The 21,505-nt window shown below is 52.1% G+C and carries 17 protein-coding genes and 1 pseudogene; 3 read left to right on the top strand and 15 right to left on the bottom strand.

The window, feature by feature from the left end:
• Positions 1-5 precede the first annotated feature (5 nt).
• Both ACJJIP_RS00270 and ACJJIP_RS00275 read right to left on the bottom strand, forming a co-directional pair.
• Positions 6-689, bottom strand: coding sequence for an RDD family protein (locus ACJJIP_RS00270; protein ID WP_282952188.1), 684 nt, complete (start codon positions 687-689; stop codon positions 6-8).
• 27 nt (positions 690-716) lie between these two features.
• Positions 717-1,463, bottom strand: coding sequence for a hypothetical protein (locus ACJJIP_RS00275; protein WP_020414152.1), 747 nt, complete (start codon positions 1,461-1,463; stop codon positions 717-719).
• Positions 1,464-1,629: 166 nt separating this feature from the next.
• On the opposite strand from ACJJIP_RS00275, the gene ACJJIP_RS00280 reads away from it, so the two are divergent.
• Positions 1,630-2,247, top strand: a complete 618-nt coding sequence (locus tag ACJJIP_RS00280) for a DUF2939 domain-containing protein (RefSeq protein WP_282952190.1) — start codon at positions 1,630-1,632, stop codon at positions 2,245-2,247.
• Positions 2,248-2,255: 8 nt separating this feature from the next.
• Positions 2,256-2,627: pseudogene (locus tag ACJJIP_RS00285) on the top strand (DUF2237 family protein).
• Positions 2,628-2,710: 83 nt separating this feature from the next.
• Here ACJJIP_RS00285 and ACJJIP_RS00290 read toward each other — a convergent pair.
• The 13 genes from ACJJIP_RS00290 to ACJJIP_RS00350 all read right to left on the bottom strand — a co-directional run bounded on the left by ACJJIP_RS00290 (position 2,711) and on the right by ACJJIP_RS00350 (position 18,660).
• Entirely contained in the window at positions 2,711-3,715 is a 1,005-nt protein-coding gene (locus ACJJIP_RS00290; RefSeq protein ID WP_020414155.1) for an AgmX/PglI C-terminal domain-containing protein, read from the bottom strand.
• Position 3,716: 1 nt separating this feature from the next.
• Complete coding sequence (locus ACJJIP_RS00295) at positions 3,717-4,238, bottom strand: ExbD/TolR family protein (RefSeq protein WP_444945990.1); 522 nt, start codon at positions 4,236-4,238, stop codon at positions 3,717-3,719.
• 1 nt (position 4,239) lies between these two features.
• Complete coding sequence (locus ACJJIP_RS00300; protein WP_020414157.1) at positions 4,240-4,767, bottom strand: ExbD/TolR family protein; 528 nt, start codon at positions 4,765-4,767, stop codon at positions 4,240-4,242.
• Positions 4,768-4,778: 11 nt separating this feature from the next.
• On the bottom strand, positions 4,779-5,447 hold the full coding sequence (locus ACJJIP_RS00305; protein ID WP_252083686.1) for a MotA/TolQ/ExbB proton channel family protein: 669 nt from the start codon (positions 5,445-5,447) through the stop codon (positions 4,779-4,781).
• A 239-nt stretch (positions 5,448-5,686) separates the two neighbouring features.
• Positions 5,687-5,965 (bottom strand): hypothetical protein, encoded by a 279-nt coding sequence (locus ACJJIP_RS00310; RefSeq protein WP_444945991.1) that lies wholly within the window; start codon positions 5,963-5,965, stop codon positions 5,687-5,689.
• Positions 5,965-6,615: a tetratricopeptide repeat protein gene (locus tag ACJJIP_RS00315; protein ID WP_020414160.1), complete on the bottom strand. Its 651-nt coding sequence runs from the start codon at positions 6,613-6,615 to the stop codon at positions 5,965-5,967. The genes ACJJIP_RS00310 and ACJJIP_RS00315 overlap by 1 nt, the downstream gene beginning before the upstream one ends.
• Positions 6,602-9,469 carry a tetratricopeptide repeat protein gene (locus ACJJIP_RS00320; protein WP_444945992.1) on the bottom strand — a complete coding sequence of 956 codons (2,868 nt, stop codon included), beginning with the start codon at positions 9,467-9,469 and terminating at the stop codon, positions 6,602-6,604. Before ACJJIP_RS00320 ends, ACJJIP_RS00315 begins: the two co-directional genes overlap by 14 nt.
• A complete protein-coding gene (locus tag ACJJIP_RS00325) occupies positions 9,462-11,558 on the bottom strand; it encodes a tetratricopeptide repeat protein (protein ID WP_444945993.1) in 2,097 nt (698 codons plus the stop codon). Before ACJJIP_RS00325 ends, ACJJIP_RS00320 begins: the two co-directional genes overlap by 8 nt.
• A 6-nt stretch (positions 11,559-11,564) precedes the next feature.
• The gene (locus tag ACJJIP_RS00330) at positions 11,565-12,089 is read right to left on the bottom strand and encodes a hypothetical protein (RefSeq protein ID WP_020414163.1); all 525 of its coding nucleotides are present in this window, start codon (positions 12,087-12,089) and stop codon (positions 11,565-11,567) included.
• Positions 12,090-12,200: 111 nt separating this feature from the next.
• Positions 12,201-13,202 (bottom strand): FAD:protein FMN transferase, encoded by a 1,002-nt coding sequence (locus ACJJIP_RS00335; RefSeq protein ID WP_444945994.1) that lies wholly within the window; start codon positions 13,200-13,202, stop codon positions 12,201-12,203.
• Positions 13,203-13,214: 12 nt separating this feature from the next.
• The gene (locus ACJJIP_RS00340) at positions 13,215-14,786 is read right to left on the bottom strand and encodes a hypothetical protein (protein ID WP_020414165.1); all 1,572 of its coding nucleotides are present in this window, start codon (positions 14,784-14,786) and stop codon (positions 13,215-13,217) included.
• A 158-nt stretch (positions 14,787-14,944) separates the two neighbouring features.
• Positions 14,945-17,428 carry a LamG domain-containing protein gene (locus tag ACJJIP_RS00345; protein WP_020414166.1) on the bottom strand — a complete coding sequence of 828 codons (2,484 nt, stop codon included), beginning with the start codon at positions 17,426-17,428 and terminating at the stop codon, positions 14,945-14,947.
• 5 nt (positions 17,429-17,433) lie between these two features.
• A complete protein-coding gene (locus ACJJIP_RS00350) occupies positions 17,434-18,660 on the bottom strand; it encodes a hypothetical protein (protein ID WP_051089521.1) in 1,227 nt (408 codons plus the stop codon).
• 226 nt (positions 18,661-18,886) lie between these two features.
• Here ACJJIP_RS00350 and ACJJIP_RS00355 point away from each other — a divergent pair, with 226 nt between their 5' ends.
• Entirely contained in the window at positions 18,887-21,502 is a 2,616-nt protein-coding gene (locus tag ACJJIP_RS00355; RefSeq protein ID WP_444945995.1) for an HzsA-related protein, read from the top strand.
• The last annotated feature ends 3 nt before the right edge of the window (positions 21,503-21,505 follow it).

A 21,505-nucleotide genomic window follows, 5' to 3' on the forward strand; every position in this document is an offset into this window, starting at 1 on the left:
AATCGTTAGCCCCTGCCACCCAATAGCCAACTGCCTACTGAGCGCAGATAACCCAGCGCGGCGCCATCCCTCTTATGGGTAATGGGTTCGAGTAAATTGGCGAGCTCCTGTTGGCGGGCTTCACTGAGGTCATTGTGGCGTTCCAACAGGCTGACCAGGGCCCGTTGATCTTGTTGTTTTAGGTTGCGTGGTGGCGGCACAGGTGAGCTGTCCGGCAGGGCTATGGGTGCCTTGTCCTCTTCCCGGTAGACAACCAGGGTGCCCGCAGCCAAGTCGCCGAGGCGTTGGAAGTGTCGCCCAATCGTCATGGCGATAACACCGGTAGCATAGGCAAAGGGGAGAAAATCAGCAAAGCGCAGCAGGTTGCGCACTATGGAGGCGCCCCAGGAAATAGGGGTCAGGTTGTCGTTTACCACTATCAGACCAAAGGCTTTTTTCCCCGGTGTCTGACCGCCGCGCAGCACTTCAAAAAATACCGGGTAGAACCACTCCAACAGGAAGGAGCAAACGAGCCAGATACCAATGCCTGCCGTATCGGCAAAGGCCAGGGCTATACCGAGCCCAGCCAGTATCAATGTGCGATAAAACAAATCCACCGCAAAGGCGAGAATTCGCGGCACGGGCCCCGCGGCCCGTGCACGCAAGTCGATTCCCTCGGGGGTTTCGACGTTGTAGGTGGTATCCAGCAAGCCACCGCTCCTGTCAGGTCGAATGGATTATGTCCCTTGGGGGCCGCCAAAGACTTTACGATAGGCGACGCCGTATGCAATAGAAGCCAGCGGTATAGCCCAGATCAGACCTATCAACAGTGCCAGACCACCCGCAAGGTAGATAAGAAGCAATACGATAAAGAAACCTAAAAAAGCAAACCAGTTTTTAGTAATGGCTTTGCGGGAGGCTTCCAGAGCTTTCCAGGGCCCCAGATTTTGATCTATTACCAGGGGGAGAGCCATCATGTAGGCAACAGCCAGATAAATTCCCGGAATCACCAGCAAAAGGAAACCTATAGCCATCAGGATACTCATGATGATGTAAGTCACACACAAGGGCACTATTTTGTCGAAGTGGGCGAAGACTTCGGTACCAGAGGTCTCTTCTTTACGAGCGATCTTGATGCCCACCATCATCATCCCCACAACCAGAGGAACCCCTACAATTGCAGTGATCAGGTTATAAATGATTGTTGATGAGAGAGAAGCGTTGCCGGCCTCTACTGGATCAAATGCCGGGTAACCAGTAAGAAGGCCGGCAACAAAACTGATTGCAGCAATTGCGATGACATAGAGAATAATGGCAAACCATACTGTGCGCTTCTTGCCTTTCGATAGCTGCCAGCCCTCGCTGATGGCTTCACCAATAGAAAATGAATAATCCCCGGCAATGCCTTTCTCAAGTGATCCAGAGTCGCCAGTTCCACCCTCTCCAGCAAGCTCGGCCTCGGGAGCTTTGTAGATATCACTCATCCTTATATTGTCCTCATTAAAGGTTTATTTTGTAGGCGTGCAGAGTCTTGGATGCGAATATCTCACAGGCGCGATGTGGGAACAATGCCACGCCAGCACAGTGGCGGATTAGGTGATGAACCTTTCTCAGCATAAAATCGACTTATAGGTTGAGAGGAAGGTGATAATGAAGAAAACACTGTGGTCTGGGGCTGTGGTACTGGTGCTGCTGATTGCGGGTTACGTGATGTTGCCCTTTTATGCGCTCGAACAGCTGCAGCGGGCAGCTCAGATGGCTGTGGCAGATGAGCCTGAGACAAGGCGAGAGAGTATTGATACCTTGGAACGCTATGTGGATTTTCCGGTATTACGTGACAATTTAAAGCTTCGCCTGCAAAGTCAGCTGCGCTCCTCCATTGGCAATTCGATACCACAGGAATTTGATGAACTAGTGACTGCTGGGGCCAATTTCTTTATGGGGCCATTGCTGCAACAGTTTATTACCCCGGAAGGTGTTGCCAGATTACTGCGTGGTGGTGAGGACTTGCAGGCTTTTGAGCGGGAGCTGTTCGCCCAGGATTCTCAGCAAGAGGCTGCCCCTGTCCTGGAAAATGACCAGGAAACAGGTGGCACTTCCAATAGTAGCTGGCAACGCATGAGCTGGCGCTTTACTGATATCAATCACCTGAGTGCCGAGTATGGCGAGAACGATCGCGCCGAATTACGTGTGCTTATGCAGCGCAATGGGCTGCACTGGCAGTTGGTGGATATCGAACTAATCAGTGACCAGGGCCGGGAGGGTTAATTATGGAAATGGACAGCTCGGTTAATGTATTCGGTGACCCCTTAGTTCCTTGTAGCCTGGAGCCGACGACCGGTTTTTTTCGCGATGGCTGCTGCAACACCTGTAAAGAGGATCAAGGCTCCCACACGGTTTGAGTGGAAGTGAATGATGAGTTCTTGGCGTTTTCCCGCAGCCGTGGCAACGACCTGAGTACACCGATTGAGGAGTACGGGTTTCCGGGATTGGCTCCGGGAGATCGCTGGTGCCTGTGCGCCGCCCGCTGGTTGGAGGCCCAGCAGCAGGATAGGGCACCGAGAGTTTTTTTACAGCGTACCCATGTGAAAGCTCTGAAGATAGTACCTCTACATCTACTGCGACAATACGCTGCAGATTTGAATTAATCAGTGCGTAAGAGAAATTGGCACAGCGGACAAGCTTTAAAGGTTTGCTGCGCTGTGCCAATGTCATTTATCCATAATCCCGATCAGGATGGCAGGAAGTCGATAGAGTAATTGCGGGTTGTGGCTTTAACATCTGCAGCACCAAAGTTAATCATACGGATTCTCGCCAGCAGCTTGCGCTCCAGGGCGGGGTTGTCCAGCTCACTCTCTATCAACTTGATGGACGAAATAGTGCCGTTTGCTTCAATGACCAGCTGCACGGTAATTTTACCCTGCAGGGTGGGATCACGGCGTAAGGCACGATCGTAGATCGCATTGATTGCCGCCTTGTTGGCCTCCATTATGCCGCGAATGGCATTGTCGGTTCGCGCCAACTTCTCACCCCTGACTCTCCTGGCTGCCTGCTTGGCGGAGCCCTTCGCCTGGGCCTGCTCAACCCGGGTGGTTTGTCGGCCCGCCAGTGAGACGCCTCCCGTGTCAGTGCTGATGCTCCCGGCCCTGACACCGCCGCTCGAAGTTTTGGATTTGTCGCTGATCATATTGCGCTGTGTTTGTGCGGCAGTGGCGTTACCGGCACTGAGCTGACCGCGGGTAACCTCACCCGTGTTAAAACTCTCACGCATATCCAATAGATCGTCGGCCAGGGCGTTGATGCCGCTGCTCGCCGCTTTTTCCCGCGCCTTTTGTATAGTGGCAACAGGGGGTGCCTCTACTTTGCTGGGCTCGGGTTTGGGAGCCGGTTTCGGCTTTTCCTTCTCGACTTTTTTTGGTTCCGGTTTTTCTTTGGGCTTCTCTGCCTCAGGCTTTTTTTCCTCAGGCTTCGGTTTGGCCTTGGGTTTGGGCTTAGGCTTTGGGAGTTCCTTCTTCTCCAGGATAACCTTGGCCAGTTGTGGTGGCACTCGTTCTGCCTGTTCTCTGGTCAGCTCCGGCACTGGAGCAAAGGTAATGACGGAACCACAAACGGCGAAGACAATAAGCCCTGCACGCAGGAATTTTACAAAGCGCTGGTCTTCCTGGTTGGAAGCAGACCAGGGCAACAGGGTTTCCTGTAGTTGCCAGGGGGCATAGCGGCTGGTTGCAGTGCTCATATCAGCTTTCCACCCCCGCAGGATCTATTGGTGCTGTCTGCTCTACAGCAAAAGAGATATCGCGGTAATCTGCCTGGGCGCAGGTCTGCATAATCTGTTTGAGTAACTCATAGGGAACCTGCTCGTCGCCCATAATGGTGACCGAGCGTCCCCTTTGCTTTTGCTCGTCGCTGAGTTCACCGGCGCGTTCGGCGCGGTACTCCAGTTCCTTCAAGAGGGGTTCAATATTTTCCTTACCAGCATCAATATTATTAATGCCCACGATCATGCGATCACCAACGAATAGTTGCTGGTTATTGACCCTCACAACCGTAGTGACCTCCGGCTTTTGCTGGGAAGTGGACTTGGGTAGCTTGATGGTTTTGTCTGTTTGCAAAACCTGTACATCGCTAGTGGAGTTCACCAACAGGAAAAATACCAGGATGGTGAAAATGTCCATTAGAGAAACCAGATTGAGCTTCGATTGCTGTTGTTTCTGTCGCTGACGCCGCTCCTGTAATTTGGCGGCTGCGTTAAGCATCATTTTATTTCCCCGCTACGGTTGTTTGCTGGGGGGCATCGCCCAGGGAAATCTGTGGGAACAACTCGGCATCGACGACTGATGCGGCAACTACTGCTCGATAACTGCGTGCGGTATCCATTGCTGCCACCAGGGTTTTATAGGATGTACCTTTTTCCGAAAGAATGACCAAGTCGTCTTTCTCGATGGATTTTTCCCTTAAGTTACGCTTTATCTGCTGCAGTATCAGGGAAACAGTTTCCATATCTGGTTCACCATCGGTATTCTCCACTCGCCTGACTAGTTGCCCGGCCGGGTAATTGATATCAACATGTGCGGTGCGTAATACCAGTTCCAACTGTCGATTTTCCTGTTCAGTTGCACTACTGCTTCCATCACTGATGCCAGGAAGATTGAGTTTTAAAACTGAAATATGGGAAAACACCATATTGAGCAGTAGTACAGGAACCAGGATAGTCATCAGGCTCATAAAAGAGGTGATGTCCAGCTCTGCTTCCTCGTGTCCACGGCGACGAATATTTAATTTCAACATGGCGAGAGCCCTCAGGCATTCACTGCGCGCTGCTGTTCCGTTTTTTGTGGGCGGCCCATAGTCAACAGGTTTAGGAACTTTACTCCGGCCATCTGCAGGCTATCTACAATTTCATTGGTCTTGTTTTGTAGCATGGAATTAAATAGCAGAAGGGGAATTGCTGAGATAAGCCCGAATGCGGTGGTATTCATTGCTACGGAGATGCTGGTAGACAACATAGTGGCTTTTTCCGCAGGGTCGGCAGCGGCTACAGCGGTGAATGCTGCGATAAGGCCCATAATGGTGCCTAACAAACCGAGTAGGGTAGCAATATTGGCCAGGGTAGCCAGGTAGTTGGTGCGCTTTTCCAGGCGCGGTACTGCTTCGAGGATGCCCTCTTCGATTGCCAATGCAATATTTTCCTCGCGCTTGGCGAATTGCAGGGTATTAATACCGGCGGCGGCAATGCGACCCATCGCAGCATCGTTGTCCCGGGCCAGTTGTAATACATTCTGGTAACTGCGTTTTTGTAGCAGTGGTAATACCTGCAGATAAGCGCGGCGATTGGCGCTCTTAGCGCGGGAAAGAAAAATCCAGCGTTCCACTACCATGGCGAGGCCGATAACCAGCACCAGGGCAATAGGGTACATAAAAGGGCCGCCAGTCTGGAAAAAGCGCAATAACGCCTGAGTAAATTCCATGATGAGTGTCTCCACAGAAGTAAGTGTTTAATTAGCGATATTTTTTTGCCAAACGGCCATTCCATGGACATCGGACATGATACTGATGAATATTGTGGGGCCTGATGAGGGCTCGACAATCATCTACTGATAAGTGAAATACCTGTGGTGGCTTATCCCTGCTCCACTGGAGTGCTGAGTTTCAGCAAAAAAGCACGATTACATTAGTTTGTGGTGCTTGATGAGTATTATTATTTTTTCTATTCATTTTTTGCTTCAATAACCGGCTTGGTACTGAGCAGTTGAATTTCCCGTTTCAATTCTGAGAACTCCTGGTGCTTGAAAACGGTATTAAAATTTTGAGCCAGAGAACTATCAAGGCGCTGCAGGCTGTCGGCTTGCTTCCAAGGGATGATATACAGCACCTTGGGCTGTTCCTGGCTGCCGATTACCGTGGATTCCAATGTGGTGATTTCTTCGGCACGGGCGGTGAAGCAGGTGCATATTACGGACATTAGAATGATTAATTTATCTCGCATCAGAGTCTACGCTCCAGTTCCAGTATCCAAGCGCCGAGTAATTTGTCTTCTTGTTCTCGACTGCTCTGGGCCAAACGGTATTGCTGTAATGCCTCTTCCGGCCTGTTTAGATAGAGGTCATAGAGAATACCCAGATTGCGGTGCGCATCGCTAAAGTCGGGCCAAAGGTTCAGCGCCTGCAGGTAGCACTGTTCGGCCTCTTCGAAACGGCCAGCGTCGCGTAGTAGTGCAGCCAACTGATTCCAGGCAAATACATTACCGTCATTGACCTCAATCGCCTTGCGAAAGCTATTTTCCGCATTCTCGGCCTGTTCACTTTTCTGCTGTACTATCCCGAGGTTTAGCCAGGGGCCAGAGAGCTCTGGCCAGCGTTCAATGACCTGCTGTAGCTGCTGCACTGCGGTTGAGCTATCTCCGTTGTTAAAGCTCTCGTGTGCCTGAGCCATAGCGACGCTGGCCTCTTTGGGAACCCGCTTGGCATCCGCCAAATAGGGGTTTTCGGTAATTACATGCTCAATTGAGGCGTCCTTCTGTTGAGCATTTTTACCAAGTGGAAGGCTGCCACAGGCGCTGAGTGTCGCCAGAATCAGTAGTGTTGCTGTGAGGCGAAAAATACCACTGGGGCAATTGCGCAAATCAATGCAGTGCATGGCTCCACTCCAGGGTTGCTTCCGGTTTTTTGTAGCGTGCGGGTAACAGTTCGCCGAGTGAGGCAAAACTACGTTTGACCCAGTCGTCGTAAATTCCATCACTGGTGCGCTGAATATTGGCCTGATGCAGCTCTATAGCCTTTTCCTCGAAGGGGAAGGCCTGCTCTTCCAGTAGGATTTCGTACTGCTCCAACTCAAGATCATTCAGGTTTTTGGGGCGTTGAGATTCCATCAGGTCATGGCTGAGCTGTCGATAAACTTCAGCTAAACGGAAATTGGCCTGGGTGGTGAATTCCGCAATTTCCAGCTCGAGAACCTTGCGATAATCGGCCACGGTGGTTTTCATCGCGCGCTTTTTATTGGCGAGACTGGTTTTTAGCGGCAAGTGCAATTTTAATGAAGCGAATTTTTCATAGCTCTGCTCTGCCAATGCGCTTTGGGAATAGGCGGACAGGTAGCGGCCCCGAGGGGATTTTTCTGAATTTTTTGCTAATTGCTGTAGCCAATAATTCTGTTTATTAGGTTGATTGGTTTGCGCGTACAGTTGCACTAACTGATATTGCGCTTCCAGACGTTGTTCAACAGGCTTTGGCCAGAGCTTGTTGTAGTTACGGTAACTCTCAATGGCACCTTGATGCTCACCTGCTTTTTGCAGGCTTTCCGCCGCGAGGAATAAGGATTGGCGACGTACTTCTCGGTCGGGGTCATTTTGTGCAAGTTGCAGTAATTCGCCGGCCGCAGCGGCAGGCATTTTCAAGGCTTCAAAAATAACTACCGCCTTGGCGGCGAGGGTAGGTGCCAGCTGATGTGCAGGATAGAAACTCCGGAAGTCTGCAAGTTCAGCACTGGCACGCTGCCACTGCTGTAATTCCATCAGGTAATTGATCGCGTCATACTGGGCGGTGGCTGCAATTTCGCTGCGTCCACTCTCCCTGATTCGCAGCAGGTGGCGCAACGCCTCCTCACTGGGAATCTCTCTGCCATCCTCGGTGAGTGCTGGTTGCGCAAGTGCCAACTCTGCCTGCCGATAGATGGAAAGTTGAAGTTGCTTGCGTGTGTCCTCGCGCAAATGGCTGTCCTTAGGCTGTATATTCAGCGCACGGGTATAAGCTTCTTCCGCAGCCATATAATCTTTCAATGAAAAGTGACTGTGAGCCAGGATCATCGCGATATTTAATTGCTGAGCCTTATTCGCTGGTGGCTGCCACTGATCTGCAGCTTGTGCGGCGGCAATAGCCTCGGCAAAACGTGACTGTTGTAGCAGCTTATCTGCGGCAGATAGTTGTACTGGTAAGGCTCTTTTATCCTGTGGCCAGCTCTGGGCAAATTTAAGGCTGGCCTCAATGTTGCGATCCAGCCACAGGATTTTTTGCTCGGCATCCTGGTCCGGTGTTTCTTTATGCACTTGTGCCGAGCTAAGAATGGCTGCATAACCAGCCTCCGCACCATGCTTCTTGTCTTGGTATTCCCAGGCTACCTGGCTGTATGCGCGCCAGGCTCCAGCGTAGTCGCCAGCCTGCTCGAGACATTCGGCCATCAGGAAGACCATTGGTGGAGTGCGGGGGTCCTGTGGAAAAGTCTGTGAAAACTGCCGGTAGAGTTCCGCTGCCGCTAGGTAAGCTTTGCGAGACTGAGCTTTTAGCTGCTGTTTTTGTTTACTTTTATTAGCCGGTGCCTTGCTTGCTAGCTGAGCAAGTTCCTGTGCGCGCGCGTGGTCAAATTGGGCTAACTCCTCAAGCCAGGGGCGCAGTGATTGTGCCAGGGCTTCGCGCTGACTTGTCTCTGCCTGCTGCCAATACTCACTGCGAATACCATAGCGTTGTACAAATTCCCGCTTGGTTGGAAGCACCTCATCGTGTAAGCCGCCATTTTGCAGTGTTTCAATAGCTTGCAAATGTAATGATGGCGCTTCAGTGCTATTGGGGTAGTGCTTAACAAAAGCCAGGTAGGTATCCGCGCTGTTGCGGAATAACTCTTTCTCTCGATACCAATTGCCCAGAGCGCTGTACAGCAGGTGCTGATAACCTCGTGGTTTGCCATCGGGATTAAAGGACTCGATAGCTTCGGCACCGCCCAGGTAACTAAAATTCAGGGCCAGGCCACGAAGGCTATCCTCGCGCAGGCGCTTCTGGCCCAGAGGTAACTCTGCTTCGCTGGCACGCTGCTGCAGAATATCCAGAGACTCGAGAAATATCTCCGTGGAACGGCGGTAATCGCTGGATTTAAACTCTGACCAGGCGAGCATATAGCGGGCATTATCGGAAAATGGACTTTCGCCCTTCTCCAGCAATGCGCGGAAGTCCCGTGCCGCTGCCGAATATTCCTTGCGATTGAAAGCCGCTTCGCCTCGGCGGAATAAAACCTCCCCTATAAACGGTGACTCAGGTGCGCCCTGGGCGATGCGCTCCAGTGCTTGCAGTGCGCCTGGCATTTCGCCATCCATAGCACGAGCTCGCGCCAGACGATAGAGAATATAGTCGTCTCGGGGGCTCTCTTTGGCGAGTGTCTGGTAGTGCTGCACCGCACTGGCAAAACCGACTGAAACTTCCGGGTTATCCGCCTGATGTTGCTCCAGTCGCTCCATTTCCAGATCGGCCAGGCGCAAACGAATCTGTGCGCGAATCTGCGGGTCTGGCTGGCTGGCCAGTGCTTGTTGATAGCTCTGCACGAGAGTGGCGAGATCAACCGATATCAACTCAGGGGGAGTTGATACAGGTTCTTCAGTGGAAGCAGCCGTGGCCGTGGGCAGATCTGCAAGTGTCAGTGCGGACTGATTGCTGCAGGCGGTACTGATACAGCAGATAGCGGCAGTGAGCAGACGCAGGGAAAAGCTTCTGGAACCAAACCTATTCACTCTGCCCCCCTTCATTATCGGGCAATAGAGCTTCTGCGGTCTTTTCCTCAGTTATTTTCTCTACTGTGGCATTGCCTTTTTCGTGAGTATTTTCGCCATCTTGCGTTTCCACCTGAGTATTTTTCTCAGGGTTTTTTGGCGGAGGCTGGCTGGCGGCCTCTAGCATGGAGGCATCCTGTAAGCGCGCGATAGCGAGGCGGGTGTGGGCTTGGTAACTGTGAATCCGCGACTGCTCTCGCTCCAGCTCAGCAATAATATCCCGGCGTAGGGCAGCCTCAACCTTTGAAGCCGTTTCGGCTATGGCTGCGCGTTGGCCGGATAATTGCGCCGCAGTGCTAGCCAGGCGCTCTGTTAGCTGGGTCAATTGCGGTGCGCGGCCCACTTCTACAGAGGTTTTACCTAGTTGCTTCTCACCATCGCGTAAGCTGGATTCGAGTAGTTGCAGAGTTTTGCGCTGTTGCCACAAGCGGTGATGATACTGTTCGCTGGCTTGCCATAATAAAATGCCACGGGCTTTAGCCAGGGTCTCGCCCTGGTAGTCGGACCCCTTACCGTTACTGCGCAGTAGTTGATAGCGATGCTCAGCGCCCTGGAGTATCTCCAGCATCTCGAATATCTCACTGTTATTTCCACCCTCCCCGTTGCTGGTAGCTTCGAGCAGAGTCAGTGCGTCACGCTCCCCTTCTATTTGGGCCAGGGCATCGTTGAGATTGCGGTAGTGTTGCTTGGCGATTTGCAGTTGCTGGTCAAACTCTGCGCTCTGGTACTGCCCGATGATGCCGGAGCGCCTTTGGTGACGCTCTTCGATCAATGAATGCAATTGTGGAATTTTTTGTGACCAGTCATTGAGTACCCTATCCATCTGCTGCAGGTCGCGCAGCTCCGACAGGCGCAGTTGGAATTGATCGCTCTGTAAAATGGGTAAGAGAAAATGCTGGTTGTCCCGCAGTAAGGGTGCGGCTTGAGCCAGTTGTAGCCAGCCGTAGCGTTGTGACTGACTAAATTGGCTGGCATCCGCCAGCGGTTCTGAAGACAGCTTCCGCTGTAAGTGCTGCAGCTGCTGCAATGTGCTCTCGAAATATGTGGCTGCATCACTATAGGCGCTTAGAGCTTTATTGCGTTCAGCCTGCTTTTCATAGGCATAGGGCAGGGCGACCCTTGCCTCCCGTGCGGCGGGACTGTGTTGGTGTTCTGCCAATAAAAAACGCAGGGCATCTACCCCCTCCTGGTATTGCTCGCTGTTGATCGAAGACCAAGCGAGCCCGAGCAGAGCTTTGGTTGCCCAGGGGGTGTGCAGGCGCACTTGGGAAAATTCAGCTTGGGCCTGGGAAAACTGCTCTGACAATGCCATAGCGTAGCCAGCGCCGACATGCGCTTTGTCCGCGAGTATCAGGATATCCTCTGAGGGTTCATCCTGCTCAGTCGCCAGTGTGCTTGCGAAGCGATATTCCTCGGCGGCGGCAACTAACTCTCCTCTTCGGGCTAAGGCTGCGCCTAGATTGATGTGTCCGAGTAGGCGCTCTGACAGCGGCAGATCGGCTCTTTTAAGGAATTCCTGGGCTGTGGAGATTTCTTCACTGCGCAAGGCCAGGTTAAGGGGAAGGGTGGAGGAATCTATGGCTCCAGACTTTTCCAGATTTTTTGCCGCCAAGGAAAAGTCACCCTGCAAATAGTTCAGCTCTGCCAGCTTCAGCCAGGCAGCCTGGCGAAGTTTGGGATCTGTATTTTGATTGCCGGTATGAAGCTGTAGCTCGAAAAGTTCGGCAGCGTGTCGATGCAGACCAAAACTGAGGCTGATTCCCCCTTCGATCAATGCGGCACTGTCGCGGTGAACTTTAATTGAATCACGTTGCTTGGCGACAAGCAGGGTGCTGAGGGCATCGAAATTATTGCCTTGAAAGTACTCATACAGGGTTGCCCCGTAGGACATATCCTGAGCTTGGCGATACTTTTTGTCTTCGGATTGCGTCTTTTCCTGAGGCGGTATTTCTTCCGAGGTAACTTCGGTCTCGGTGCCATAAGCAGGCAAACTGACACCTAGCAAAGCGACACTGAGGGATATTATGCGGGAGAGGGGCCGGTAGCTCATGGGTAATCAGGGCGTGGGCCATTGAACGAGTTCAAAGTCCGGCTGTTGTTTGCCGGTTTTATCTGAGATGCGCAATTCGATAACAACGGGCTCATCGGTCTTTTCCAACTCTAGAGTCGCGCCCCGCTTATACTCGCGTCCCTCTGGTCCAAGACCGGTGAAGAAAGCGGAAATGGTGTAGTTACCAGATTTTAGGTTGCCTTTGTGTAGGGGTTGGATACCACCGCGCACAAGGGCACTGCGCTGATGATCGGTATACAGGTGGCTAGCTGTGAGTTTATTGTCGATATGTAATTTAACAGCGTCCAACTGAAAATAGTGACCGATATCCACAGAAACATAAAAAGCCACTTGGCTTTGTGCGGGGTAGAGCAGGTCCTCTTCCAGGATTAACAAATCCCGGTTTAACTTAATAACATCGCGCTTTAGATTTTCCAGCTTTTCAGCGGAAAAAGACTCTTGCTGAGCCTGAGACGCTGCGCCTGTGAAGAGAGCGAGTGAGAAAATAAACAACTGGAGAACGCGTCCCATGGAAGGCCTTTCGCTTGCTTTTGGCTTTATTGTGTAATGGGCGCAAATTATGTCAGGGGCGCAGCTATCTGGTGTGATCCCGTTGGCAAATTTTTTACGACGTTGAAACGATTATTGTGGGTTTGCCAGTCCCTGACTGAAGAAAAGACGTTTGTTACTGTCGATAACCACTGCTTCAAATTGGGGCAGGCGATCAATGAGCGCCAGTCCCTTTTTCTTACCCAGGACAAATACGCTAGTGGAAAGTGGATCGGTATCAAAACCCCTTGGGCCGATAATACTGACACTGATTAACTTATCGCTGTCTCCAACTGCTGTATCTGCGGGTTTCCCGGTATTTGGATTGAAAATATGATGAATACGCTCTTGCTGTTCATCGATAAAAAAGCGCTCGTAGTCACCGGAAGTTGAAATGGCAATGTCACGCAGGGGAATTACTGCGGCACTTTTGCTTTTTTCTCGTGGGTGACGAATGCCTACCAGCCAAGGTTCGCCGCGTTTATCGCCTAGCATACGTGCATCGCCACCGGCGCTGACACTGGCACAGCAGACTTCAGCCTGTTCGAGAATTTGAATGGCTTTATCCACAGCATACCCCTTGGCAATTCCACCCAGGTCAATTTTTGTTTCGCTGTGACCAAAGCGCAGGGTTTTGGACTTTTTATTCAAATATAAGTGGCGGTAGTTCAGCGCCTCGATTAGAGAATCGGTAAGGGCGGAGTCTGCCTGTTTCCCGTTGCGAAAATCATAGTGTTTGCCGAGAGTAGCGTAGCTGATATCAAAGGCTCCATCGGTCAGGTGGCTGAACCAGAGAGACTTATCCACCAGAGAAAGCAGCTCATCGGAAATATTGACCGCTATTCTACCTGCCTCGCGATTGACGAGGGATAGTTCACTTTCTGCTTTGTAAGGTGACAACTGGTTATCCAGACGATGGAATTCCGTCATCACCTCTTCGATCAGGTATTCAGCCTCACTGGCATTCTCGTGCCAGAGCTGAAGGCGGACTTCAGTGCCCATGATTGCACGCTCGGCATAGTGCCACTCGGCCAATACCGGTGCCGCACAAAGGGCGGCACCACCAAACAGGAGAGATCGAATAAAACGCAACATCTCGGCATCACATTATCTTATGGGGGCAAAAGCGGTCAGGCTGTCCATGAGAGTACTGTTACCGAGCCCATGATTGGGGAATAGGCTGGCAAAATTACCTTGTTCACCATGTAGGGCCAGGTAGTTCAACACTACAGTTTCTACCAATAGGTTGACGTTGTTGGCGGCGGGGCTTGAGGACGTTTCCACATCCCCGGAGGAACGCATATAACCCAGCTGCTGGTGCCTTGCCTGTTCATCGGCGCTACCACCGAGTAATTGCGGACGCCCCGCAGGGTTGTATACCAGGAAGAAGGAAGCAGCGGTTTGCTGATCGTCTCCGGTCCACACCCCCTTGCCACGACCTTCGACAGAGTCGTCGATCATTCCGTTGGAGAATACCGAACCATCGCTGAAGACATAAATCATCAGTGGCTGGTTGCGACGTGCAGCATACTCCAGGCAGGCGCCAATACAGCGGCCGGCACGCAGGTCGCGCATCTCGCCGGTGGCACGGTCGCCGGTATGGTAGTCGTAGCCACCCATGGTGATAGTGCCGGCACCGGCATAGCCATTCACCACAAGTTTCATTGCTGAGGCAGTTTTGCGGAATTCCCCATCCCCACTCAGTTCAGCGCTGGTAAAAATGCCGGAGGGACCGACAATATCAGGATCGGCTTCGGGGTTCAGATCGGCGGGATTACCGAAGCGGTCCGCCAGATCGGCGCTCTTCATATAACCGCAGCGCACCATGTCCTTGATAATGGCATCGGCCCCCACGCGGGTGTTTACCTTACCCAGCTTGGCATCAGAAATACGGTACATGGATTCCATCACTGCAACCGTGTCTTCCTGGCTGAGCAGTCCCACCAGATCGCCCACATCCACGAGGCCGGTAACATCAGAAGGCCTGTCCACTTTGGTGGGGCGTACCTCTGGATTGATCATTGCCGACGGAGACATGGAGTTACCACCGGAATCACTGGAGCGGGAGCCGATCAGGGCCAACAGGGAACCGTTGGCGCCGGCCTGATTGATACCGTACATGGGGTTGTGGGGGTTGTTGCCGGTATCGTTTTCCGAGCGCGCCGGGATTACTGCACCGTTGGTAGCCGCGGCAGTGCCAGAGCCCACTTTTTCCAAAATTCCGCGTAGCAAACCGCTGTCGCTATGGAAGGCGAGGCCCAGGTCGTTGTTAACAAACCCTTCTCCGGCAGAGGGGATCATATCGCCCGGCAAACCCTGCTTGTTGTAGCCGGCCGTGCCGAGAAAATCCATCTGGCCACCCTGTTTGCCTACCAATACATTGGAGCCGGCGATATTGGCTCCACCGGCGAGGTCGAAACAGATAAACGGAATTTTACCGGCGCCGAAAGCGCTTACATCACAGGGGCCGCCGTTACTCTTGCGCAGGTCTTCCAGATCGGAGGACAGAGCTGCGTGGGCGTTATGCGGGTTGGCAAACATACTGAATACCGAGCCACCTAATACTGTCGCCATGCCCGCGCGGAAGCCCTGGGCTAGAAAATCACGACGGGTTACCGGGCGGTGGTGGTCCGGGTGGCGTAGGGGCTGGTCCAGCTCAAAATATTTTTTCTTGCTCATAGTCTTTCCGGATTTTTTATCCGATGTGCCGGTAAATTATTTTTTGAATTTTTAGCAGATTGTTAAAAATTCTCTTTCGACAATCTGGTCTAGGCTGTGATTGATCCTCCCAGGTACAGCGTTTAAAACCGTACCTGGGCGACAGCCCGTTTTTTTAATCAGTGAATCAGGATCATGGCGCTGCCCATGGCGGCTGCGCATACGGCCTTGACCGTGGTCTCGGTCCGCCCCGCTTCACATCCATTGCCACAGGCGGTCATGGTGTTGATCAGGCTGTTTAATTCCGCTTCCACGGTGCTTAGATCTGGTGCGCTAGACAGCTGTGAGTGGCTGCCGTCGTGCCAGTTCATTTCGTGGCCCAGCAGGCTCTCCATTAATGGATTAATCACCAGTGCTCGTTTGTCGGCGCTGTCGAAAGCAGTACCAGCGGAAGCGCTAAAATCAAAACCAGGGAAATAGCTGCTGCGCTCATTGGAATCCACCAGGGTGCTGCAGTACTTCACAGCAAGCTGGGTGATACCCATTTGCTGAGCCGCCAGGAATCCGGTGATGTCACTGGAGACTGGAAGCTGGCGCTTCACGGTTTCCCAGGTTTCCATCACATCCGGGTGGGCGCTGGAAATACCGGTAGCGCGAGACAGGCTGGCATTAATCTGCTCGAAGCGGCGCAGGCCAATACGTGGTTGAGCCTCGAGGTCTGCCGGTTCCGGTGGCGCTGCAGGGGTGGGCTCTACACGAGTAAAGCTGGCGTTGCCGATACGCTCAAAAGTGAGAAAGAACTCGTCCGATAGTGGGCCTTTATCAAGGGTGATAATGGTGCCCAATCTGGACAGTTGCTGGCCTTGGAGCGGTACATAGCTATCATCAATTTCTGTGGAGAACTCGGCCCAGGACTGGCCCACTTCCGCTTCGCGACCATTAATACCAATACGCATGCCTTCGATAGCGATACCTTTCGGATCTACGCTTTCGTCCAGGCTGATAAAAGTAGGTTCACTGAACAGATAGGCGTAGTTATCGAACTGCTGAACGGTAAACATCACGTAGCTCTCGGCGATGCCGGTGTGCTCTTCAACTTTAAATAACAGGAAGTATTTCTCTCCCACACCTACTTCATAGTTGGTGGCAACGTCCTCGGCAGAGAGCGCGCGAGAGTGAATTGCCAGCATGCGTATAGAGCCCTGCCAGCTATTTCCGTTACTTACTTCACTACCAACAGCTAGGGCAAAGGTGTCGTCCCAAGTGCTCAAGAGTCCCGCTTCGGTGGGGTCCATCTCCCCGGTATCAGCGCCGTTTACAAAGAGTTTGCGGCCGTTGATCGGGTCAAAAGTGGCGACCACGTGCTGCAAACTCGCCTGTACTTGCTGGTCGGCATCATCAGTCATCAGAGCTGGCATACCGTCCGCATCGGTACTGTCGCTGCGGTTCTGGAATGTGTAACTGTACTGCGCCTGGCCTAGGGTGAAGTTGCGAATATCGTCACCGCCGGAATAGGTCACCAGACGTGCGGGACCTTCCTGGGTTACATTGGCCGGTGCGGCCCAAACCTCAATGGAATATTCGCCGGTGGCGGTGAGGGTTTCGTATAACTTGCGGCTGGTCGCTGTCGCCCCCTGGGCTTTACCACCTTTCAGCTGCAAACCCCAGGACTCAATCCACTCCACATCGCCTGAAAGAGCTAAATCAATAGCCGGGTTTACGCCGGAGGTGTCATAGGCCGTAGTGCCGCTGCCGGTTTTAAATTCGTACAGGGCAATCGCATTATTTTCCACGCGTCCACCACTGCTGGCGACAATGCCATCGGTGAGGCGCAGAGCCTTACTGATAACCCAGTCCTGGTTTACCTGGGTAGGTGCGATGCTGTCCGCAAAGGCTTGGATGGCTGCAGTCATTTCCGCTTCGTTATCGGAGCAGTCATCCCAGCAATTGTGGAATTCACTTCCCAGGCGCACGGAGAAGCGTGAATCCGCAGGGGTATCCAGATTCATCTTGCTCTTTGCTGACTCATAGGCGAGGTCGACATCGGAGCTGGCAAAGTAAGGTTTTTGTGCGAGTGCGGCATCCTCACTGTGGCAGCTGGCACAGTAGTTACGTAATACCGGGTAAACGGTAGTACCGAAGTTACTACTTGAGACCGGGAAGCTCTTGCTCGCGCCCACATCGCGTTCTATAGGAGGGGTTAGTGTGACTGTATTACTGAGGCCGCCGCTGGCTTGGGCCCACTCTTCAATATAATTGGTAATAATTTCAGCGCAGGCGTCGTCGCTGGAAAGCCAACAGTTGTGTCCGCCGCCCACTTTGGTCACCAGGCGCGACTCTTCCGGTAGGCTTAGGTTTACCAGTTCGCGCCCGTCATCGTAGGCTGCATTAATATCGTCACCGCGTACGAAATGAGGGCTCTGTGCACCTTCAATATGGCAACTACCACAGCGATTCTGTGCGACCAGGTTATCCCAGATATAGCGCTTGTACTGATTGACGTCATCAGTTTCAGGTGCTGGCCCTGAATAGTTGACGCCATTATCGGACTGGTTGGTATTTGGCTGTTCCTCTGTGTCCTGGCCACTGCCGCCACTACAAGCGACAACAAATGCCGCTGTGTATAAAAGGGTTGATATTTGCAGGCTCTTTAAAGTTTTCATTGTTATTAGTCCCCCGCGCAATAAACTGCAGCATCGGCGTACACCTGCTTCAGTTTGTAACCGGAGCTGCTGAAATCGTCAGTGATGGATTCTATGCGTGCGCGATCACTGGCATCTTCGGGCTCACGTAAGCACACCTGGCGAAAAACTTTGGTGACTTGGCAGGTGGCGAAAGCACGGCTGTTGGCCAACTCCTCACCGAGAGATTTTGCTCCGTTACCGCTACCGGGGAGGGCGCTACTCCACCCAAGGTGAAGATTGGGCCCCTCACGCCAATAGTTGTCCCAGCGATCGTCGGGAAGCTGGTATCCGTGGGGAAAGTTTGCTGCATTAATATGGTTTTTGGCTTTCACACGACTGCCGGTTTCGGGATCTGTATCCCCTGCGGTGTTGTAGTCGAGTGCTCCGTTATCCCCCTCCGGATCATTGTCCGCATCGTAGACATAATCGTAGTAGGCGAACGCTTGGGCCATAGGGTCCATTCCGCTGTGACAGCTAACGCAGTTGTTCTGGAATACCCGACTGTCACCTCCGGGGCTGCGACTCACATCCTGGCGAACCCGATCTGGTGGACGTGTGCTGTCTTGCACCTGCTCCATATCCCGACACATGTGGTTGAGCATGGTAAAACGGAACATGGCGCGGTTGGTGCCAGCACTAAAAAAGGCTTTTGCTGCGGCGCGACTTGTGATCACCCCTGCGGTGGCATCGGCAGGAAGTCCATTGAGAGAAGACTGGCTCTGTTGTGCGAGATTATCTTTTAGGGAATAACCTCCAGCTTCAAGAGCTTCATAGTGATCGTTATTACTGGTGCTGTAACCCGGCAGTCCGGAAACATTCCCGGTATACAGGATATTTGCCGACAACAATTGGCGAAAATCCATATCGTCCCGCACCATACCGATAACGGTTGCGCTGTAATCGTTTAATGGCGCAAACACATCCTGCTCTTCGTTAGTCCAGGGTGTGGCGAGATTTTTCAGGGTCACATTGTAAAAATCTTCGTGTTGCATGGCTGTATAGGCAGCGCTAGTAGGATTGCCATTAGCAATATCCTCAGCCATATCCAGTAATACACTTTCAGAGGGAATTGTGCCGGTGATACGGCTGTGAATTTGTAGGGCCTGATCCTGGGAAGCAGCGAGAGCGGAGCCACTCCAAAGGCCGGCCCCGATTATTGCGCCTACCACTGTGAGCTGGATCACATGCGCTCGAGACGAATTATTTTTCATTGGATTATTTTATTGATGGGGTCAGTGGGGTATAGCAAGGCATACTAAAAGCGAATTTCAACACTGTCAGAATGACTTTCAATATTTGCGTCCCAGTTGGCAAACTTTTTGTGCGCAACTTGCGAGAATTACCCTTAGCGGTAAAAACCGCACACAAAATAATGTAGGGCCTTCAGCAAATATTACCGGCATATTGCTGGTGCCTATGCCGGGTGGATAAAAAATAATGAAATTTTTGCGTGCAGTGCCACTATTGCTGTTCGTGGCCGCTTGTAGTGGTGGTGGCAACTCCTCAAGTGGTGGAGAACAGGCGGAAGATCCAGTAGTGGTGGATTACCCTATTGCCTTTGTGCGTCGTCAACTTAATAAGGATGATGAAGGGGCTCTGGAGCCAGACAGCGTATACCAACCCCAGGATTTTTTCCCCGGTGCTGAGCTGGTTCTGAAGGATCGCGCTACAGCGAGTGCTGCTGAGACGGTAATTACCGCAGAGATTTTTATCGGCGATTACGATGTTAAAGATTTGAATACCTCCGCCGATGGGCAGCGCCTGATATTCGCAATGCGCGCACCTGAATTGGAGAATGTTGATGACGATGAGCAGCCCACCTGGAATATTTGGTTATATGACCTTGAGACCAAAGAGCTGAAAAGAGTCATACAGTCCGACCTTATTGCTGAGGAAGGGCAGGATGTTGCCCCGGCTTTTCTGCCAGATGGGCGTATTGTATTTTCATCTAGTCGCCAACGTCGTGCCCGCGCTTTGTTATTGGATGATAACAAGCCGCAATTTTCTGCTTTGACAGATGATCAGGATGAGCCTGCTTTTGTTTTACATGTGATGGAGGCAGATGGCAGTGATATTCGTCAGATCTCTTTCAATCAAAGCCACGATCTTAATCCCACAGTACTGAACAATGGGCGTATCCTGTTTAATCGCTGGGATAATGCCGCCGGTGTAGACCGTTTAAGTCTCTATACCATTAAACCAGATGGTAGTGATCTGTCTTTCCATTATGGTTATCACAGCCAGGAAACCGGCACCGAAAATTCTACTGCCACTTTCTCCAGGCCGCGTGAGATGCCAGATGGACGTTTACTGGTAAACCTGCGTTCGCCCACAGGAATAAGTTACGGTGGCGATCTGGTAGCTATCGATGGGGTAAATTACAGCGAAGCCTACAGTGAAGCCGGTGGTGAGGGTGAGCTGGTTGGTCAGTCCTCTGTCTCATTTGCTGAGGTTGTTACTGATGGGACACTCTCTCCTCATGGCACATTCTCCACAGCTTGGCCTTTCTACGATGGTACCAGCAGACTGTTGGTATCTTGGAGCGAATGTCGCATTGTGGAGGAAGAGACGGAGCTGCTGCGTCCTTGTCCGGAAAGTTTGGAGGGTGAAGAGGAGCTGGTATTAGCTGATCCTCTTTACGGCTTGTGGATCTATGATTATGAGGCCGGTACCCAATTGCCAATTATTGTCGCAGAAGAAGGCATAATGATCTCCGAGGGGGTGACTCTGGAGCCCCGTACAGAGCCAGCTTATATTCCTGACCCAATTCCCGGGGTGGATGTGGATGGCGATCTGGTGCAGGAATCTGCGGGTATTTTGGATATCCGTAGCGTCTACGATTTTGATGGTGAGGATATAGCCGGAATAGAAGTGCTCGCTGATCCGGCTTTGACCAGCGCTGATGAACGTCCCGCGCGTTTCCTGCGTATTGTAAAAGCTGTAGCGATTCCAGATGATGACATTCTGGATTTTGATGGCTCGGCATTTGGTCGTAACCGTAGCCAGGGTATGCGCGAAATCCTGGGGTATACGCCTATCCAACCGGATGGTTCGGTACGAGTCAAAATACCTGCCGATATTCCCTTTGCAATTTCAGTGGTAGATGCCGAGGGCAGGAGAATTTTTGAGCAGCACAATAACTGGTTGCAGTTACGGTCCGGTGAGGTACGCAGCTGTGTGGGCTGCCATACCAGTGAGAGTGAAAATGCTCATGGTCGCGTGGATATGCAGCTGGAATCTGCCTGGAGTGGGGCACCAACCTCTGCGGCGCCTTTCGCTAATACTGAGCCTGCGCTACAAGCGGAAATGGGTGAAACCATGGCGCAGTTATTGGCTCGGGTTATTGGAGAGGCTGGATTAACGGGAGACGTACAGTTTTCTGACGTGTGGACCGATCCAGCAGTTCGTGCCAAAGATACTGATGTTTCTCTGGCTTACGCTGATTTATTGACTGAAATCCCTGCACCGCTGGCCTGCCTGGATAATTGGGATAGCAGTTGTCGTAGTGTTATTCACTACGAACAGCATATCCAGCCAATCTGGGAGCTGCCACGCCAAGTTGTAGATAATGTCGGCACGGTGATTAGTGATAACACCTGTACTGCCTGTCACTCACCAGTAGATGCCGCTGGCGCTACGCGAGTTCCTGCTGCGCAACTGGATCTGACCGCCAGTGCATCCATTGTGAACGATGCTTGGTTTACCTCCTATGCCGAACTGCTGGTTGATAGTCCTATCTTGGATCTTGTCGATGGAATTTTAACTCCGCGGCTGAGACAGGAGACGGATAATCAGGGTAATCCGGTATTTGAAACTGATGAAGATGGCAATTTAATACTTGATGCCAATGGTGATCCTATTCCGGTGATGGTCGTTGTAACAAGTACTTCAGTTCTGGCTGATACTGCAGCAGAAAGTACGTTTTTCACAGTGTTCTCCTCCGGGGGGGCGCACGCAGGTTACTTGCAGCCGGCAGAATTACGCCTGATTGCTGAATGGTTGGATATCGGCGCTCAGTACTATAACGATCCTTTTGCTGCACCGGCTGACTGATCC

Source organism: Microbulbifer variabilis (assembly GCF_052467165.1).